Annotated in this window: 17 protein-coding genes; 8 read left to right on the forward strand and 9 right to left on the reverse strand. The window is 64.4% G+C overall.

Annotated elements, in window-relative coordinates:
- Nucleotides 1-143 precede the first annotated feature (143 nt).
- Nucleotides 144-638: a hypothetical protein gene (locus L2Y97_RS07970; RefSeq protein ID WP_247435146.1), complete on the reverse strand. Its 495-nt coding sequence runs from the start codon at nt 636-638 to the stop codon at nt 144-146.
- A 324-nt stretch (nt 639-962) separates the two neighbouring features.
- Between L2Y97_RS07970 and L2Y97_RS07975 the strand changes: the two genes are divergently transcribed.
- The 3 genes from L2Y97_RS07975 to L2Y97_RS07985 all read left to right on the forward strand — a co-directional run bounded on the left by L2Y97_RS07975 (nt 963) and on the right by L2Y97_RS07985 (nt 4,571).
- A complete protein-coding gene (locus tag L2Y97_RS07975) occupies nt 963-2,441 on the forward strand; it encodes a SulP family inorganic anion transporter (protein ID WP_247435148.1) in 1,479 nt (492 codons plus the stop codon).
- 64 nt (nt 2,442-2,505) lie between these two features.
- Nucleotides 2,506-3,171 (forward strand): response regulator, encoded by a 666-nt coding sequence (locus tag L2Y97_RS07980; protein ID WP_247435151.1) that lies wholly within the window; start codon nt 2,506-2,508, stop codon nt 3,169-3,171.
- A complete protein-coding gene (locus L2Y97_RS07985; protein ID WP_247435153.1) occupies nt 3,168-4,571 on the forward strand; it encodes a sensor histidine kinase in 1,404 nt (467 codons plus the stop codon). Before L2Y97_RS07980 ends, L2Y97_RS07985 begins: the two co-directional genes overlap by 4 nt.
- A 1-nt stretch (nt 4,572) precedes the next feature.
- On the opposite strand, the gene L2Y97_RS07990 is transcribed toward L2Y97_RS07985, so the two are convergent.
- The 4 genes from L2Y97_RS07990 to L2Y97_RS08005 all read right to left on the reverse strand — a co-directional run bounded on the left by L2Y97_RS07990 (nt 4,573) and on the right by L2Y97_RS08005 (nt 8,576).
- Entirely contained in the window at nt 4,573-5,559 is a 987-nt protein-coding gene (locus tag L2Y97_RS07990; protein WP_247435155.1) for a glycosyltransferase family 9 protein, read from the reverse strand.
- Between the two features lie 242 nt (nt 5,560-5,801).
- The gene (locus tag L2Y97_RS07995) at nt 5,802-7,292 is read right to left on the reverse strand and encodes a hypothetical protein (protein WP_247435158.1); all 1,491 of its coding nucleotides are present in this window, start codon (nt 7,290-7,292) and stop codon (nt 5,802-5,804) included.
- A 76-nt stretch (nt 7,293-7,368) separates the two neighbouring features.
- Nucleotides 7,369-7,854 (reverse strand): RidA family protein, encoded by a 486-nt coding sequence (locus L2Y97_RS08000; RefSeq protein ID WP_247435161.1) that lies wholly within the window; start codon nt 7,852-7,854, stop codon nt 7,369-7,371.
- The gene (locus tag L2Y97_RS08005) at nt 7,854-8,576 is read right to left on the reverse strand and encodes an SDR family NAD(P)-dependent oxidoreductase (protein ID WP_247435164.1); all 723 of its coding nucleotides are present in this window, start codon (nt 8,574-8,576) and stop codon (nt 7,854-7,856) included. Before L2Y97_RS08005 ends, L2Y97_RS08000 begins: the two co-directional genes overlap by 1 nt.
- 119 nt (nt 8,577-8,695) lie before the next feature.
- Here L2Y97_RS08005 and L2Y97_RS08010 point away from each other — a divergent pair, with 119 nt between their 5' ends.
- Nucleotides 8,696-9,595, forward strand: a complete 900-nt coding sequence (locus L2Y97_RS08010; RefSeq protein WP_247435167.1) for a LysR family transcriptional regulator — start codon at nt 8,696-8,698, stop codon at nt 9,593-9,595.
- A gap of 4 nt (nt 9,596-9,599) precedes the next feature.
- Here L2Y97_RS08010 and L2Y97_RS08015 read toward each other — a convergent pair whose 3' ends face one another.
- Nucleotides 9,600-9,800 carry a hypothetical protein gene (locus L2Y97_RS08015; RefSeq protein WP_247435169.1) on the reverse strand — a complete coding sequence of 67 codons (201 nt, stop codon included), beginning with the start codon at nt 9,798-9,800 and terminating at the stop codon, nt 9,600-9,602.
- 223 nt (nt 9,801-10,023) lie between these two features.
- On the opposite strand from L2Y97_RS08015, the gene rclC reads away from it, so the two are divergent.
- The 4 genes from rclC (at nt 10,024) to L2Y97_RS08035 (ending at nt 14,895) form a co-directional block, all read left to right on the forward strand.
- Nucleotides 10,024-10,602, forward strand: coding sequence for a reactive chlorine resistance membrane protein RclC (gene rclC / locus L2Y97_RS08020; RefSeq protein ID WP_283248302.1), 579 nt, complete (start codon nt 10,024-10,026; stop codon nt 10,600-10,602).
- A 155-nt stretch (nt 10,603-10,757) separates the two neighbouring features.
- Nucleotides 10,758-13,028 carry a toll/interleukin-1 receptor domain-containing protein gene (locus L2Y97_RS08025; protein ID WP_247435171.1) on the forward strand — a complete coding sequence of 757 codons (2,271 nt, stop codon included), beginning with the start codon at nt 10,758-10,760 and terminating at the stop codon, nt 13,026-13,028.
- Nucleotides 13,029-13,069: 41 nt separating this feature from the next.
- On the forward strand, nt 13,070-13,213 hold the full coding sequence (locus L2Y97_RS08030; protein WP_247435173.1) for a hypothetical protein: 144 nt from the start codon (nt 13,070-13,072) through the stop codon (nt 13,211-13,213).
- Nucleotides 13,210-14,895 carry a hypothetical protein gene (locus tag L2Y97_RS08035; protein WP_247435176.1) on the forward strand — a complete coding sequence of 562 codons (1,686 nt, stop codon included), beginning with the start codon at nt 13,210-13,212 and terminating at the stop codon, nt 14,893-14,895. The genes L2Y97_RS08030 and L2Y97_RS08035 overlap by 4 nt, the downstream gene beginning before the upstream one ends.
- An 11-nt stretch (nt 14,896-14,906) precedes the next feature.
- Here the strand turns inward: L2Y97_RS08035 and L2Y97_RS08040 are convergent, their stop codons facing one another.
- The 3 genes from L2Y97_RS08040 to bufB form a co-directional block, all read right to left on the reverse strand.
- On the reverse strand, nt 14,907-15,308 hold the full coding sequence (locus L2Y97_RS08040) for a DoxX family protein (RefSeq protein ID WP_247435178.1): 402 nt from the start codon (nt 15,306-15,308) through the stop codon (nt 14,907-14,909).
- A gap of 93 nt (nt 15,309-15,401) precedes the next feature.
- On the reverse strand, nt 15,402-16,133 hold the full coding sequence (locus tag L2Y97_RS08045; protein WP_247435181.1) for an HvfC/BufC N-terminal domain-containing protein: 732 nt from the start codon (nt 16,131-16,133) through the stop codon (nt 15,402-15,404).
- Nucleotides 16,130-16,963 carry an MNIO family bufferin maturase gene (bufB, locus tag L2Y97_RS08050; protein WP_247435184.1) on the reverse strand — a complete coding sequence of 278 codons (834 nt, stop codon included), beginning with the start codon at nt 16,961-16,963 and terminating at the stop codon, nt 16,130-16,132. Before bufB ends, L2Y97_RS08045 begins: the two co-directional genes overlap by 4 nt.
- Nucleotides 16,964-16,981 lie beyond the last annotated feature (18 nt).

A 16,981-nucleotide genomic window follows, 5' to 3' on the forward strand; every position in this document is an offset into this window, starting at 1 on the left:
GACGCTACGCAAAACAGATCCAACTGCTTTTCGAGGTTCATGAGGGTGGTCGACGCCTGAATGCTCGTCGTACCACTCAGATTCGTCTTGAGCGACCAATAGCGGCCGTGGGCGGTCCAATGCCTGATCTAAGAACAGCATGATCAGGTCGCAATCCCGAGGATATCGAGCAACGTATTCTGAAATACCTGTTGGTCCAGGGGAGCCAGGGCCGTTCGCGACTGCGCGTTGGCGAGGTACCAGGATGCGTGAATCCACTGCGGATCGGTCGATGGGGTGCTCGGTTGCACGAGCAAGAGCATGGCGTCGCCTACGGGGCCTTTGAGGTCGACACGGCCGGCTGCACCAACGATCAATGTGCCCCGGGGGATGATCTGAACCGACTCGCCGCCGATGCGGATAACACCCTGAGTGATTGGGTAGGTGCCAATGTAGTCCTCCTTGAGGGTCAGCATTCCAGGTTGGAGGTCTGCCGTTCCGTCGCTAAGAAGGGGTTCAATCCATGCCCCGATCTTCTGAAAGAGATCGTCGACCCGTGATGTCCACCATGTCCGCCTGACATCCCAGTCGATGGCAGGTTCGGATGTCCGTTCCCGCGCGAATTGTCGAACCTTGCTGCTGAAATCGTCATCTGACATGCGGAGGGCTTCCATGGGGGGCTCGGCGTTGGCTCAGGGCTTGCCAGTCTGAGGCAGTCGCGACGCGTTGATTGTAGGTCTATTCCTGTAGTGGCGTGAGGTCCTGTCCCGTCAGACTGTCATCGTTGCCACCTGCGCCTCCCATCGCGCGCAAGCGCGCTCCTGCAGGGGCATGGTATTCTTTGGGGCTTCGCACGCTTCCCGAGACTTGCCCGGTGCTTACGCCACCCTGATCTGCCGCCGTTTGATTCATCACGGCCGTGGCCTTGCGCCGCGGGGTTGACGCTTGCCGCGCGTTTCGCCGGCGCACCTGGAAAACACCTTATGCATACCACCCGTTGGAACCAGCAATGGTTCTTCAACGTGCGCGGCGACGTCCTGTCGGGCCTCGTCGTTGCCCTTGCCCTTATCCCTGAAGCCATTGCCTTTTCGATCATCGCGGGCGTGGACCCGAAGATCGGCCTCTACGCGTCGTTTTCGATGGCCGTGGTGATTGCGTTCGCGGGCGGCCGCCCGGCCATGATTTCGGCCGCCACCGGTGCCATGGCGCTGCTGATGGTGGGGCTGGTAAAGGAGCATGGCCTGCAATACCTGTTCCTCACCACGATGTGCACCGGCGTGATCCAGATGGTGATCGGCGCGTTGAAGCTCGGCTCGCTGATGCGATTTGTATCGCGTTCGGTGGTGACCGGGTTCGTCAATGCGCTTGCCATCCTGATCTTCCTTGCCCAGCTACCTGAACTGGTTGGCGTGGCATGGATGGTCTATCCCATGTGCGCGGCGGGGCTGGCCATCATCTACCTGTTCCCCTACGTGACCAAGGCCGTGCCGTCTCCACTGGTCGCGATTGTCGTGCTGACGATCGTAGCCATCGTGTTTCGTATGGATATCCATCGCGTTGGCGACATGGGTGCATTGCCTGATTCCCTGCCGCGCTTCCTCTGGCCGGATGTGCCGCTGAACCTCGATACGCTGAAGATCGTGTTGCCGCATGCACTGACCATGGCGGTGGTTGGCCTGCTGGAGTCGATGATGACGTTGCAGATCGTCAACGATATGACCGATACGCGATCGGACAAGAATCGTGAGTGCGTGGGACAGGGCCTGGCCAATATCGCCACGGGCCTGATGGGCGGCATGGCCGGTTGCGCCATGATCGGTCAGTCGGTGATCAACGTGAAATCGGGTGGCCGCGGGCGCCTTTCCACCCTCGTTGCGGGCGTGGTCTTGCTGATGCTCGTCGTGTTCGGCGCGCCATGGGTAAGCCAGATCCCGATGGCCGCGCTGGTCGCCGTGATGATCATGGTCTCGCTCAGCACGTTCAGCTGGCGCTCGCTGGCAACGCTTCGCTCGCATCCCACCAGTTCGAGCGTGGTGATGCTGGCCACTGTGGTGGTGACCGTGTGGACGCATGATCTCGCCCGCGGCGTGCTGACTGGGGTCGTCCTCTCGGCGGTGTTCTTCGCCACCAAGGTGGGGAAGCTGCTCGATGTGGATAGCTCGCTCTCCGGCCAGGGCGAACGCACGTATTCGGTCAAAGGGCAGGTTTTCTTTGCCTCGGCCGATGCCTTCGTGGACGAGTTCGACGTGCGTGAAGATGGGCTGTCGGCCGTGATCATCGATGTCGAGGAGGCGCACTTCTGGGACCTGACCGCGGTCGGGGCGCTGGACAAGGTCGTGCTCAAATTCCGCGATCGCGGCCTGCCCGTGGATATTCGCGGGCTCAACCGGGCCAGTGCCACACTGGTTGCGCGTCTTGCCACTCATGACAAGGATGGAGATCGGCCAGCCCCCGGGCATTGACGGCGCAGGTTTCCGTTCGGGGTTGATGTAGCAGAATAGGGGCGTTGAAGACTCGGAGGTCCCTGTGAACATCATCGTGGTCGAGGACGACGAGCGGCTGGGTGCCGCGATCAAGCGCGCGCTGGAACAGCTCACCCATGTCGTGATGTGGCTGCGCACGGGCAACGAGGCCCTTGAGGCCCTGCGCCAGGAAAACGTCGACCTGGTGCTGCTCGACCTGGGCCTGCCGAACAAGGACGGGGTGCAGGTCCTGCGCGAGGCGCGCCGGGCCGGCATCCGCACCCCGGTTCTCGTGGTTACCGCCCGGGATAGCATCGAGGCGCGGGTGGAGGGGCTCGATGCCGGGGCCGATGACTACCTGGTCAAGCCGTTCCACCTGGATGAACTCGCGGCGCGCATCCGCTCGATCGCCCGGCGTGCGCAAGGCCTGGCCGATAACCTGATCGAGGCGGGGCACATGCGCCTGGATGTCGGGCGGATGGAGCTATCGGTGGGTGGCCAGCGGGTGGACCTGACCCGGCGCGAGTTCGCCCTGATGCACGTGCTGATGGAGCGGGCAGGGCGCATTGTCCGACGCGACGCGATCGAAAGCTCCGTCTACGGTAGCGAATCCGAGGTGGGACCCAATGCGCTGGAAGTGCTGGTGCACTCCCTGCGCCGCAAGCTCGGCACCGACAGCATTCGTACGGTGCGCGGTTTTGGCTACATGGTGCCGGTCGATCCCGCGTGAGCCACGGTTCGCTACAGCAGGGCCTGCGTCGTCGTGTTGCCCTCGCCGTGCTGGCCGTGCTGCTTCCGCTCGGGCTCCTCGCGGCCCTGCGCACCATTTCGGAACTCAACGCGCTTTCCGATGTTCGGCTACGGCAGACCGCCGAAACCCTGGATGCGCTGCTGCGGCAGACCGGGGTCATGGCCGTGCAGAACCACGCCCGCCTGGAAGCCCTGCCGTCCGTCCCCGTCATTGCCAATGGTGTCGGGCCCGCGTCCACCTACGAGGCCGAGGTGGGATACCGGGTAACGGACAAGGAAGGCGATCCGATCCTCGTGACGGATAACATGCGTGAGCTGCCGCGTGACCTGCCCGCAGATGGCCAGGTGGTGTCGCTCGAGATTCGCCGGCGCCGCTGGCACGTGTATACGCGCATGGATCCGACGCTGGGTGTCACGATCAGCGTGGCCGAGCGGCACGATACGCGCCGTGACGTGACCAATGCAGTGGCGATGGAACGGACGCTGCCTATCCTGATCGGGTTGCCATTGCTGTTCATCGCGCTGCGCTGGGCGGTGCGCAAGGGCCTCCGGCCACTGGATACCCTTGCGGCGCTGCTGGCCCGGCGCAAACCCGGGGCGCGTGAGCCGGTCGTGGTCGCCGATACGCCGCGCGAGATGGCACCCATCGTCGAAGCCCTCAACACGCAGATCGATAGCATCGAAACGGCGCTTGAGCGCGAGCGCCGTTTCAGCGCCGATGTGGCCCATGAGTTACGGACCCCGATCGCCGCCACGATGATCAACCTGGATAGCGCCGTCGCGTTCGGTACGACGGCCACCTCGGCGGAGCTGCTGCCGGATGCCCTCGCGAGCCTGCGGATCCTGTCGCGGCGCACGGAGCAGCTGCTCGTGCTGGCCCACCTGGATGAACACGCGCGCTTGCCGCTGGAACGCGTCGACCTGAAAGGCCTGGCCAGCGATGTGCTGGCCGAATGGGCACCGACCGTGGATTGCACCCGTTTCCTGCTCACCGTACACATGCCTGAGGAGGCCGTCACGGTGCCGGGCTACCCGGAAGCGCTCGCCGCGATGCTCCGTAACCTTCTCGAAAACGCCGCGCGCCATGCACCGTTGGGTGGTCGCGTCATGTTGGCCCTGGCGGCGAGCGACGGCACCGCCACCATGGATGTCGTGGACGATGGCCCCGGCATTCCGCCCGACCGTCGAGATGCCGTGTTCCAGCGCTTCCATCGCGAAGCCACTGGCCTGGGCGATGGGTTTGGTGTCGGCCTTTCCATCGTCCAACGCGTGGCGCAGTTGCATGGGGCAACCGTCAGCCTGGGCGATGCACCGTGGGGGCATGGCCTGAAGGTGCGGGTGTCCATCCCCCTCGCAGTGCCCGTGGTGCAGGGTGCGTGATCTAAGCGCGCGTGCTTGCGCCTGACAGCAAAGCCGCGACCCGCGCGGCGGTGCGCTCGGGGCAGCCATCTTCACAGATCACCGAAGCATTCGCATCGCCGATAGGGGCATAGCGCTTCGGATCCGTCCGGCTAAACAGGCCGATGGTGGTGGCACGCGTCGCAGCGGCCAGGTGCATCACCCCGCAATCGGCGCTGATGTAGGTGCCTGCGGCATCGATAAAGGCGGCCAGCTTGCGCGGATCGCTGGTGAAATAGGTGGGGTAGGCGTTATCCAGTCGCGACACACCATCAGCGGCCACCAGTTCGACGATCCGGCGTTCGCCGATGCCCGCGGTGAGCTCGGCGATGAAGCGCTGCCACCACGTCGTGTCGTGCCGCTTTGCACCTGTCGCGTTGGGAAAGATCGCCAGGACGGGGGCCGCATTTCCTTCGGGCCCCGCGTGCAATACGCGTTGCAGCGTTTCCATCCCCGTTGCGCGCTCGGTATCGCGCAGGCGCAGATCGAGTGATGGCCACTTTGTTGGGCTGATACCTAGTGCCACGCGTAGCGCATGTACCGGACGCATCGCAAAATGCGTGGGCGAGCCGCCGGTGCCCTCGACCCTTATCTGGTACCGCGCCTGCGCCATGCTGGACGCAATGCGGCCCGAGGATGAGCCTGATGCCGCATCGATCACCAGGTCGTAGCGCTTGGAACGCAAACGGCCGATGGTACGCGCGGTGGCGATCGGCCTGCGTAGCGCGCGCCGGTCCAGCAGGAACAGTTCGCCGATCGACGGGTACCCGGCAAAGACGCTTTGCGTCGCCGCCCCGGATCCAAGGATATCGACTTCCGCGCCCGGGAAGCGCGCCTCGAGCTCGGCGATCAACGGTGTCACCATCAATGTATTGCCCAGCCGATGGTTCGGCCGGCACACGAGGATCCGCTGGATGCCACCCCGCGGAAGTTCACCCGGCCCAACGATATTGGCGCTGTGCGGAACCATTCGCTTTGCCATCCACGCGGCAGCACGCCGGCGAAAGGATTGCAGCCGTCCGTGCATGGGCGTGCGCTTCCCCTCCGGCGAGGGCGCGGTGCGTGAGGCGGCAGCAATCGTTGGCATACGGGTTCCGATGGCACGACAGGGGGCGAGTGATGCGCACACCTTGCCGCCCCCACCTTAGTGCCTCCTGTCAATGGCATGACAAGTTGCTTACTTAGTGGCGCCTTAGCGGGACGAGTACTGAATTAATCGTGCAAAGCGATGCGTGACGGATCCGCCTGCAGCTTCGTGTAGGCGTGCAGCGTATCCGCCGCCATGGCCTGTTCCTCCGCAGTGCCTGGGTGGCGCGCGTTTTGCGTCAGCAAGGGCAACAGGTCGCGGGTCGCATCCCGGTGCGAGGGCGTGTCACTGTCATCAATCAGCTGGCCGACCATGTACTTCATAACGTGCGTATCCTGGCTCGCATCCTGGCTGATCGTGGCTGCGACCAGCTCGCCCTTGGCGTACGCGATATTCGTGCTGGCGTGGGCAGAGTCGTCGATCTGTGTGTAGTTGTAGTTCTGCGAGCCGATCTTGTCGGTGAGGTTGAGTGGAACGTCGGGCCAGGGCGAGGTGTGGAAGCTCGCTTTCAGGTGGCTTTGTTGCGATTGCGTGATGTGCCTGTCGCTGGCGTTGCGGCCGCTGAGTGCCGTCGATTGCGAGGCATCGTAGTTGAAGGTATCCAGCTCGCTGCCTTGCCGGGGATTCGGCGCCTGCGTTGCCTGCGAGATGGACACGTCGAAATCCGCCAGGCCGGTGAGCATGGCATGGTCATTGCCCGACAGGTTGCGCACCGAGCTACGGGTCGATGCGCTCGCGGGCGTGGAGGGGTAGTGGCTGTTGAGCTGGCTGAAGCCATCCTTGAACAGGCTGACCAGCGACGCATCGGCATGGCCGCGGCGCGCCGCGGCATCGATCTGATCGAGGTAGCTGGCAACGGACGCATCGCGTTGCGTGCGGTTGCCCCATGTCGCGGGCTGGCTCATATCGAGATTCAATGCGATAGACCCGCCCGCGCCGTCAACCTTGAGTGATCGGCTGTCGCTACCGGTGTGCAGCGCAATGCTTTCATGCACACCTGGTGCGGTCGCGATCGATGCGTTGAGGTCCACGCTGGTAAGCACCGCCGGATCCGCTGCCATCAGGCCATCCAGCGACAGGGTGGGTAGCTGCTTGCCCAACCCGTCGACTGCGTCCTGGAATGCGCTTGCGAGGCCAGCGACGGCCTGCTTCTCGCTATCGCTCAACGTGCGATCGGATGTGAGGCTGACGGAAAGGCCGCTCTGCGTGCCGTTCAACGAAAGTTTGACCGTGGCGCCGCTGGCCGTGCGGATGGCGAGGCTGACGGATGCATCGGCGCTACCTGCGCCAGCGACGTCGGCCTGAAAGTCCGCGCCCTCGGTGGAAAAGCGCCCCAGCAGCGCCTGCCCCAGGCCGGCGAACAGGCCACTCGGCTGGCTGGATGCGCTGTTGCGCGCCATCAGTGCCGCGAGCGCGTCGTTGGATGAAGGGTCAACCGACGCAGCGCCCACACCGGCGTAGGTCGCGCTGGCCGAAGGCACGCTGGCCTCGTACACCACCGATGGCTTTATCGGTGCATGGCTTGCGGCGGCCGGCTTCGACGTCAGCGCGTACAGCCGATCCTGCCACGATGTGGCGGACGTGCCCTGGTTTGTGTTCAGCAGCAGGGGATTCACAACGATCCTTCGTCTTGGTGCTCCCTTGGTTAACGACGGGCGGCCCCGAATCTTGAGGCCGCCCGCCATGCCGCCATCAATCAGCGACTTCGAGCAGGACTTCCAGTTCCACCGGCACGCCGAGAGGCAGGCTGGCCATGCCGAGGACCACGCGCGGGGCGAGCTTTTCTTCACCGAACACGCTGGCCATCAGTTCCGAAGCACCATCCGCGATGGTCGGGTGCTCGCGGAAATCACCCACGGTAGCGATATAGATACCCAGCTTCGCCACGGCGGTGACCCTGTCGAGCGAACCGAGGAACTCCTTCGCTGCGGCAAGTGCGCTGAGGGCGGCCATCTCGGCGGCCTTGCGGCCGTCGGCAACGGTCAGCGCCTCACCCACGCGTCCCAGCAAGGGCAGGTCGTGGCCAACGGCGGGGAGCATCCCGCTGAAGTACACCATGCGGCCGACGCGCACCGCTTCGACGTACTTACCAAAGGGCGACGGCGGCGGGGGGAGCGTGATGCCCAGTTTCACCAGCCGCTGTTCTGCGCCAGCGGCCTGCGCTTGCGGGGCGTTCATTACCACTTACCCAGGTGGGCGCCGCCATCCACGCGGAGCGCTTCACCGGTGACGCGCGGGGCCTCGGTGACGAACACCACGGCATCGACGACTTCCTGGATGCTGGAGATGCCATGGATCGGCGAGAGCGTTGCCAGGATGTCCTTCGGGCCGTTGGCGTGCATCGGCGTATCGACGATGCCCGGGCCCACGGTGTTCACACGGATGCCCTGCTGTGCGTATTCCATCGCCAGGTTCAACGAGGCGGATTCAATGCCGCCCTTGGTGATCATGGCCACGGATGCCGGCACGCCTGCGATCGGGTGGTCCGCCAGCGGCGAGGTGATACTGGTGATGGCGCCACCGGTACCCTGCGCCAGCAGCTGCTTGATCACGCGCTGGGTCATGTACACAAAGCCATCGAGATTGATCGACAGCAGCTGGCGGTAGTCTTCTTCGGTGGTATCGGTGAACGGCTTGGCGATGAAGATGCCCGCGTTGTTGACCAGGCCATCGACCTTGCCGAAGGCCTTCACGGCGGCGTTCACCACGGCTTCGGCGGTGGCGGCGTCGGCGACATCGCCGTCCACCCGGACCAGGCGATCGGAGACCGGCAGCTCGTTCGACTCGCTGACCTTGCGGGACGTGGCGACGACGTTATAGCCGCGCTCGAGGAAGGTCTTGACGAGGCCGGCGCCGATGCCCTGCGAAGCGCCAGTGACAATGATGGTTTTAGCGTTCATACGTGACTCCGAATCGGTTGGGGAGGTGTCTTGCTGGATGGGTATGCTCCGCCGATCCGCATTGCTTGATTAGACGGAAAAATCTGGAATCTCTTTTCCACATATGCAAAAGTCGAGGCATGCTCGACCTCAACGACATCGCCGTGTTTGTCCGGGTGGCCCAGCTGGGCAGCTTCAGCCGTGCGGCGCAGGCGCTGGGCATGCCGGTTTCGACCGTCAGCCGGCGGGTGACGGCGCTGGAAGAGGAGCTCGGCGTCACGCTGATCCAGCGCAGCACGCGCAAGCTCAGCCTGACGGTGCAGGGCAGGGCGTACTACGAGCAGTGCAGCGAGCCACTGAACGAACTCCACGACGCGGAGCGGGCGCTGACCCAGACGCAGAAGACCGCGGAGGGGCTACTGCGCGTGTCGGTTCCGGTCATCCTGGGCCAGGCGCCCTTCTTCGAGTTCGTCTCGGACTTCATGCATGCCTACCCGCGGATCCGGGTGGATCTTCACATCACCAACGCGTTCCTCGACCTGATCGGGGAAAACATCGACGTCGCCATTCGCTATGGCGACCTGCACGACTCGGCCTTGGTGGCGCGGCGTATCGGCACGAGCGTCCGCTACATCGTCGCGACGCCTGGATTTCTCGCCGGGCAAACGCTCCCTCGGAAGCCGCAGGACCTGGAGGCGATGGCGTGCGTCATGATCAATGCACGCAACAACCAGGCCGAGTGGCTCCTGGTCAACGGAAAGCACGCGGAGCGCGTGCATGTCAGCGGGCCGCTAACCAGCCGCGACTTTAATTCGGTCAGTGCGTTTGTTTATCGCGGCCATGGCGTGGGGTTCCTGCCATCGGCGTACTGCGACGAAAAGATCGCCGCCGGCGAACTGGTCCGGCTGCTGCCGGACTGGTCATCACCGGAATTCCCGGTGCATGCCGTCTACCCCACGCGCCGCTTCATGCCCCAGCGCCTGCAGGTCTTCCTGGATGCGTTGGCGGCATGGCAAAGCCCGTCGTGGCGACGGGCCTGAGCGTTCAGCGATAGCGGCGGCGCTGCGACTCGTCGCGCTTGACGACGATGCGTACCGGGCGCGGCTTGCGGAGCAGGGTGATCCAGAACGCGCCTTCGAAGAGTGCACCGGCGGCGACAAGGAACATGGCGCCCGTGACAAAGCCCGCGACGTACAGGGTGGCTGCCAGGCCAAGGATCGCTGCCAGGATCGTGAAACGCTTCATTGCTGCTCCTGTCGGGTGGACGTGCGATATAGAACGTGGGGCCAGCATGGCATGAATCCCACCCGCGCGGCTGAATCCAGAAGAAAAGGCGCCATCACGGGGCGTTCGGTGGCGTGAGACGATTGCGCTAGAACATGAGTATTCAGGGTCTTATCGTCTCGATGGCGGCGGCGGAGCATATGCACCTGCCGGGCAATACGGCCCGATCAACCCTGGAGCTGCCATGAACACCGCCTTCCGTTCCCTGCTGGAACGCTTTGTCCGCCTCGAATCCGTCGGACCCACCCTGATCCGCCTTGCGATCGCCATTGTGTTTATCTGGATCGGTGCGTTGAAGTTCGTACCCTACGAGGCAGACAGCATCACGCCGTTCGTCGCGAACAGCCCGGTGATGTCGTTCTTCTACGAGCACCCCCAGGAGTACAAGCCGCACCTGACCCATGAAGGCCAGCTCGTACCCGAGCAGCGCGCGTGGCAGGAGCAGAACAACACGTACGCCTTTTCCCGCGGCCTTGGCACGGTGGAACTGACCATCGCCTTCCTGGTGCTTTCCTTCCCGTTCTCGAAGCGACTGGCGTTGCTGGGCGCGTTCCTCTCATTCGCCACGACGGTAGTGACGCTGTCGTTCCTGTTCACCACGCCGGAAGCGTGGGTGCCTGCACTGGGCGATGCACAGCATGGCTTCCCATACCTCTCGGGTGCCGGGCGCCTGGTGCTGAAGGACACGCTGATGATGGCTGGCGCGTGGGTGATCGGCATCGATGCGGCGAAGCGGATCCTCGCTAATCGACGCACCTCCTGACGGAACGCACCAGGCCTGTCACGCGCGCCGACGTGTCTTTCGATGCGTCGGCGCGGGGCCATTTAATTGACCCGGATAAAACATATTAAATGTGATGTACATCACGTTTTGGTGCTAGCGTAAGAACTCGCGTGTCCGGGCAGGCGGACAGGTCCGTGCCCTTATCCCTTGGGGTGGATGGGGCGTCCTCGGCGCAGGTCGTGGGGAGAGCACGCGTGGTGGCGCAACGGTCGACGGCGCAGGAGGTCCGCTACCGGGCCTTCATCAGCTACAGCCACCGGGATAAAGCCTGGGCAAGATGGCTGCATCGTGCGCTGGAAAGCTACCCGGTGCCGCACCGCCTGGTGGGCCGCGTCACCGATCTGGGCACCGTCCCCAAACGCCTTGCGCCCATCTTCCGCGATACCGACGAACTCGCCACGGCACGCGACCTTGGCCAGAAGGTGAGCGAAGCGTTGGCACAGTCGGCGTCGCTGCTCGTGGTCTGCTCACCCGAGGCCGCGTTATCGCGCTGGGTCGATGAAGAAATACGCATGTACCAGCGGCAGGGTGGGGCCGAGCGCATCTTCTGCCTGGTCGTGGCGGGTGAGCCCAATGCCAGCCGTATCGCCGGGCGGGGCGCCGAAGAATGTTTTCCGCCCGCCCTGCGGCAGCGCTACGACGCGGAAGGCAACCTGAGCGACGACGTCATTGAACCGCTGGCCGCCGACGTGCGGCCGGGCGGGGATGGCAAGCATGACGCCCTGTGCAAACTTGTCGCCGGCATGCTGGGTGTCGGCCTGGATGAGCTGAAGCGCCGCGACTTACAGAGGCGCGCGAAGCGCGCGGTTGCCATATCGGCGGTCGCCGTCGCGGTGATGGTCGTTACGATCATCCTGGCCATCAACGCGACTCTCGCGCGGCGCGATGCGGTGGCAGCCAGCCGTGTCGCCGAGCGTAGGCAAAAGGATGCCGAAGACCTCGTTGCCTTCATGCTGGGCGATCTCAACGACAAGCTGGCCCAGGTGTCGCGGCTGGATATCCTGGAGGCGGTGGATGACCGCGCGATGGCGTACTTCCAGGCACAACCGACAAACGAAGTGAGCGACAGGGCGCTGCTCCAGCGCGCTACCGCTCTGGAGAAGATCGGTAGCGTGCGGCTGGACCAGGGCCGGCTCGATGCCGCGCTGGCCTCGTACGAAGCGGCGCGAAATGTCGCCGCCGAACTCGTGGCAAAGGATCCTGCCCATATTCCGCGACAGGTGCTACTGGCGGAGGTCGTGACCTTTATGGGCATGGTGCATTGGCGACAGGCGCGGCTTGACGATGCGCAGCGCGCGTTCGCCGATGCGCGCGCCATCCTGGCCGGTGCGGAGAAGGCTGCACCCGACAACAATGACCTGCATTTCCAGCTGGCCATGCTCGACAACAACATGGGCCGGGTGATGGAAGCGCGTGGCGCCATCGATGATGCCGAGACGCACTACCGGGACATGCTGGCTCGCATGCAGCGGCTTTCGAACGCCGCTCCGAATGATGCCGATGTCGCCGAGTGGCTGGGTTCGGCACATTACAACCTGGGCAAGCTTGCCCTGTTGCGCGGGGAGATCGCGAACGCCATCGCGCAATACGCCGCTGACGAAACCATCCAGGCGCGGCTTAGTAGCAGCGACCCGAAGGATGCGAACCGCAAGGACAACCTGCTCACCGTGCAGGCCATCCTTGGCCGTGCGCAGGCGTTGGCGGGTGACGTGCCTGCCGGCGTGCAGCGCCTGCAGCGCGCTGTCGACGCGGCCCATGCACTGGTCGCCCTCGATGCGACCAATACGGATGCCCAGGAGCATGTCGCGTTGTTCTCGACACACCTGGCCCGCCTGCGTCGGCTGGCCGGGGATGCCGACGCTGCGCGCGCGCTCATCGCGACAGCACTACCCGTGTTCATCGCCCTGCGCAAGCAGGATCCGCATAACGCCGCATGGCAACGGGAATACGCCGAGGCGCGTACGGAGGAAGCCGCTGAAGCAGCGCAGCGCGGCGACACCATGATGGCTGCCGCCAGCGCTCGAGAGGCGATGAGTGTTCTGGAGCCGTTGCTTGCCGCCCAACCTGCCGACCGCGCCACGTTGCTGGCCACGCTGGCAGCGCGTCTTGCGGCCGCCGATGTGGCGCCTGATGTCGTCAGCCGCAGCGTCCTGCGCGACGGGGTAGGGCGCGATGCCGCAGCGGTGACCAGCGCAAGGTCAGATCCCCGTTTGATCGCGCTGCAGGTAGAAGCACTGCTTGCGCTCGGGCGCCACGCCGAGGCCGAGCCCCTGATTCGCACCCTGTGGAGCGCCGGCTACCGCGATCTCGCCCTTGTCCAGCAACTGCGCCGCGCGCGCATCGATTACCCCGTCAACCAGGCTTTCCAGCGCGAGCTGGTGGCCGCGACGGCTGGAGGCAGGTAGCAGGGACCGTTTGTGATCCATCACCGCAACAGGAGAACGATATGTCCGCTGATCTCGACAACGAACCCACCCAGGAAGATCGTCAGGATCTTCGTGAAAACGACCGGGACGATACGGGAAGCCCTACTCCCAAGACGCTAGCCGACGCGCTCGTCACCAAGAAACCTGGCATCAAGCCCTCATGATCCCACTGGTCGTTGGGGTCACCAGCCACCGCGACATCGCCCCTGGCGATATCGAACCGCTACGCGAAAAGGTCAGGGCTTTCTTTGTGCAGCTCCAGGAGGCGTTCCCAGGGCTGCCCTTGCTCGTGTTATCGGCGCTGGCCGAAGGAGGCGACCAGCTCGTCGCGGAAGAGGCCCTTGGGGTAGGGGCGCGTCTCGTCGCGCCGCTACCCCTGCCGCCCGATCTGTACGTCGATGATTTCGACGACGCGGGAGTTCACGCGACGTTTGAATCACTGCGTAAGCGTGCGGAAGTGGTGTTGCTGCCACGGCTGATGGAAATGCCGCGCCACATCGTGGGCTCGCCCGGTGCGGCACGCGATCGGCAGTACGCGAAAGCGGGCGTCTACATTGCGAGCCACTGCCATGTGTTGCTCGCCCTGTGGGATGGCAACGAAGCCAATGGCGTTGGCGGCACCGCGCAGATCGTGCATTACCACCTTACCGGTGGCTTGCCCGGGCCTACGCTGCATCACAACCGCATGCGCCATGTGCTGGCGGGCGGGGATGAAAGCCTGCTTTATCACATCGTATGCCCACGCGCGGGCGAACCCGTGGCCGAGGGCTTGCACCCCCTGGAAGCCGGCTGGCGGATTGCCGATGACATGTCATTCCACACAACGTTACCCGGCGATTTCCGCCTGATGTTCGAGCGCATGGCGGACTTCAACGATGATGTGACACGGCATGCCGACGAGATCGATGCCGAGCCCCGCAGCCTGCATGGCAGCCCCTCCGGTGCCACGGCCACCATCGAGGAGGTGTTTCACCAGGCCGATTGGCTCGCTATCCATTTTCGCAAGCGCGTGGTGCTGGCACTACGCGCCACGTACACCGTTGCCGCGCTGATGGGCATTGCCTTCACCTTCTATGCCCATCTGCCGGGTAACAACTCGTTGATCTACGGCTTTCTGCTGTTGTTTGCGACGGGCGGTTTCGTGGCCATGCTGGCGGGCAGGCGTGGGTGGCATCGCAAATACCTGGATTACCGCGCGTTGGCCGAGGGCCTGCGCATCCAGTCGTGCTGGCGCCGCGCCGGTATCGCGGCCAGCGCGGATCACGAGTTCGCGCACGATAATTTCCTGCAGAAGCAAAACATCGAGCTTGGCTGGATCCGCAATGTGATGCGGGCGGCAAGCCTGTATCCGTCGACCCACCCGGAAGAGCCAGGTGACGCGAGCCTGCAGGAGGTTATCGCGGAATGGGTCGGGGAGCCGGGTAAATCCGGCCAGCTGCACTACTACGAATCGAAGACCGCCGAGCGAACAGGTCTGCACCACATCACCGAGACCGTGGGTCGCATCAGTTTGTGGGGTGGCATCGCCATCAGCGTCTTCCTCGCGGTATTCGCGCTACAGTTGGGCGAGGAGGCCAAGGTGACCCTGGTGACCGTGATGGCTGTGCTGTCCATCGTCGCCGCGGTGCGCGAGGCTTACGCGTACCGCAAGGCCGATCGCGAACTGATGCGCCAGTACTGCTTCATGCAGCGGATATTCACCAGCGCGCGCTGCGCGCTTGATCGCACCCACGATCCCGCCCAGCAACGCGCCATCCTGCACGCGCTCGGCGAGGCCGCCCTCACCGAGCATGCCGAATGGACGCTGATGCAGCGGGAACGGCAGGTCGAGCACAGCAAACTGTAGCGGTGTAACGCTTACGCCGTGCGGGAGCGCAACCCATCCAGGCTCCACCGGCCAGCGCCCCATACCGCGAACTGGACCAGGCCGCCGGCGATCGACAGGTTCTTCAGGAAGTGGATCTGCTGGTTCGCATCATCGAAGTGGGCGTGGAACGTGAACGCGGTAACCAGGGTGAACAGGGCCATGAGCCCGGCGACGAGTCGGGTGCGGTAGCCAAGCAGCAGCAACGTACCGAGGCCAAGCTCCACGGCGATGGCGGCGAGGTAGGCGATATCGGGCAGGGGCAGGCCAGCCGAGGCGATATAAGCCTTGGTCGCCGCCGGTGCCGCCACCTTGCCGATCCCGGATACGAGGAACAGGCTGCACATCAGCAGGCGGCCGATGAAAGAAACGGCGGGATAGCGATCGGTGGTCACGGCGGGCTCCTGGTTCGGTGGATCGTGGTCAGGCAGGTATTGTGCGCACGCGGCTCGCGCTGTCTTGTACAGGCGCGGCGTACGCGGTGGCGCTCAGGCTACCGATACCACAAGACCATCCTCGAACCATTCGCGCAAGAGCTGGGCAGCGGTGGCCGCCGTGTCGCCATCGGGCATGTGGGTGTTGAGCAGCGCACAGATATCGCCAAAGGTGCCACCGGCCATCGCGAGGTCCAGGCTCGCCGTTTCGTGCGGGGGCATGCTTACGAAGCGAGGCGACAGCTCACTGCGCCATACCCTGACGGCGGCGGGGGCGAGGAGTAGCGAGGGCGTGGGCGGGTGAGTACCTGCCGACAATGCCGACCAGATGGCCGCCGCATTGGTGTGAACATGCCCGAAGCGCAGGGAGGGTACAAACGCGAAGTTCGCCTGTTCCCAATCGATGACCGCCGCCTCACGCAATGCCAGGGGGACGACATCGTGACTGTAGAACGTCTGGCGCAGCGCATGATCCAGCCAGGCCAGTTCGGCGACCGGATCCGGTAGCGGACATGCGCCTGCCAGATAAGCGGGGAAGGATTGCCCGTAGTGGTTCAGGCTCCATGCCGCCGAGGGGTTCTGGTCGATATAGGCCAGCGCCAACGTTTCGAAGACCTCATCGCCCATCCATAGGGCCACGCGCTCGTACGTATCGCGCAACGAACCGAGCAACTGGCCCCGATGGTTGTTGGCGTAGACCCGCACGCCGCGGGGATCGGCCGTCACAGGCGTACCCGCGTCGTTGAGTGATGCAAGCAACGCCCGTTGCAGGTCGACCAGCTTCATGCGGCGGCGGCTATTGCGGCGACACGCCGCGCCACGTTCAGTTCATCAAGGAGTTCGGCGAACGGCGGAATGTGGTCGTCGCGTTCGATCATGCTGGCGACCGGCCCAAGCCGGGAGAGGAAGCGTTGGTAGAGCTCCCATACCGACGTGGGCACGGGCGCGTCATGCGTATCGATCAGCAGGTCGCGCCCCTGGCTATGTCCCGCCAGGTGGATCTGACGTACACGGTCCAGCGGGATGTGGTCCAGCCATTCATCGATGCGCCTGCCGTGGTTGGTGGCGCTCACCACGATGTTGTTCACATCGAGCAGCAGGTAACAACCCGTGCGCTTGCACAGGGCGGCAAGGAACTCGGCTTCGCTCATGGAGCCGGGGAACTCAAGGTACGTCGAGGGGTTCTCCAGGACCAGCGGCCTGCCCAGCACGTCCTGGGCCACCATCACATTGCGGCTCACCACGTCGAGTGCTTCGTCGCTGTAGGGCAGCGGCAGCAGGTCATGCGCCTGGATGCCATCGACCGCCGTCCAGCAGACGTGGTCGGACACCCACAGCGGATCGAAGCGATCAGCCAGCCGGCGCAGCTGTTTCAGGTAATCCATGTCCAGGCCATCGCCGGCACCGATGTTCATGGAAACACCATGCAGGGCCAGCGGGTAACTGGCGCGGACCTGCTCCAGGATGTGCAGCGGCCGGCCGCCGTCGACCATGAAGTTCTCGGAGATGACTTCCACAAAGTCCAGTGGCTGCTTCGTCGCCAGCACATCGGGGTAGTGCGGCACGCGCAGGCCCAGGCCAAAACCGTGGAAGGTGGGGAGTGTCGTCATCGCCATGGGTCTCTCCGGGAAGGG

It is taken from the genome of Luteibacter aegosomatissinici (genome assembly GCF_023078495.1).
Lineage (GTDB): Bacteria > Pseudomonadota > Gammaproteobacteria > Xanthomonadales > Rhodanobacteraceae > Luteibacter > Luteibacter aegosomatissinici.